The sequence below is a fragment of the Kocuria sp. CPCC 205258 genome (genome assembly GCF_040981005.1).
In the GTDB taxonomy this organism is placed as follows: Bacteria; Actinomycetota; Actinomycetes; order Actinomycetales; family Micrococcaceae; genus Kocuria; species Kocuria rosea.
Genome location: NZ_JAVKPS010000027.1, coordinates 1 through 1330 on the forward strand (window position 1 = coordinate 1; position 1330 = coordinate 1330).

The window sequence follows — 1330 nt, forward strand, 5'->3', positions numbered from 1 at the left end:
TGTGCTGGTTCAGGACATAGGCAAGGCATGTCTCGGGACATCGGCAACATGAGGTCGCACATCCGCGGCAGGGTGCATCCGGGGTGGATGCTTCCCCGTGTCGAGAGCAGAACTGGTCATCACCGCCATCACCACCGAAGGCCTCTCCCAGGCCGAGGCCGCCCGCCGCTACGGTCTGTCCGAGGCCTGGGTCAGCCGCCTCATGGCCCGCTACCGCGCCGAGGGCACCGACGCGTTCCAACCCCGCTCGCGAAGACCGCACACTCACCCCAATGCCGTGGACCCCGCCGTGGTGGAGCTCATCGTCGAACTGCGCACCCGACTGGCCGCCGCCGGCCACGACGCCGGCCCGGACACCATTGCCTGGCACCTGCACCACCACCACGGCCACCAGGTCTCCCGCGCCACGATCAGCCGCTACCTCACCCGCGCCGGGCTGATCACCCCGGAACCGAAGAAGCGACCCAAGACCTCCCTGCACCGCTTCCAGGCCACCATGCCCAACGAGACCTGGCAGTCGGACTTCACCCACTACCGGCTGGCCGGCGGCCAGGAGGTGGAGATCATCACCTGGCTCGACGACTGCACCCGCTACGCCCTGCACCTTTCCGCTCACCGGGCGATCACCACCCCGATCGTGGTCACCACCTTCCGCGCCACCACCAGCCGCTACGGCATCCCCGCCTCGACCCTGACCGACAACGGCATGGTCTACACCGTCCGCCACGCAGGCCTCGGCCGCCGGGGCGGGCGCAACGGCTTCGAGCAGCAGCTGCGCGACTGGCATGTGGAGCAGAAAAACTCCCGACCCGGCCATCCCACCACCTGCGGGAAGGTCGAACGCTTCCAACAGACCCTCAAGAACTGGCTGCGCGGCCAACCCGACCAGCCCGAGACCCTGCTCGACTTGCAGGGCCTCCTGAACCGGTTCCGCACCGAGTACAACCAGCACCGGCCGCACCGCTCCCTGCCCCACCGGGCGACCCCGGCCACGCTCTACCACGCGATGCCCAAAGCCCTGCCCGGGCCCAGCCGCGATCCCGACACCCACGACCGTGTCCGCCACGACCGGGTGGGCAGCAGCGGCACCGTCACCCTGCGCGTGGCCGGAGCCCTGCGCCACATCGGCATCGGCCGAACACACGCCGGAACCCACGTCATCCTGCTCATCCAGGACCTTCAGGTACGTGTGGTCAACGCCACCACCGGCGAGCTACTGCGCGAACTCACCATCGACCCCACCCGCGACTACCAGCCCCAGGCATGACAAAAGGCCCGAACCCACATCCGTGGGTTCGGGCCTTGCCGATGTCCTGAGACATCACATGGT

Annotated in this window: 1 protein-coding gene; it reads left to right on the forward strand. The window is 68.6% G+C overall.

Annotated features, from left to right (window positions below):
• Window positions 1-97 precede the first annotated feature (97 nt).
• Entirely contained in the window at window positions 98-1267 is a 1170-nt protein-coding gene (locus RF644_RS18640; protein WP_368797654.1) for an IS481 family transposase, read from the forward strand.
• Window positions 1268-1330: the final 63 nt, after the last annotated feature.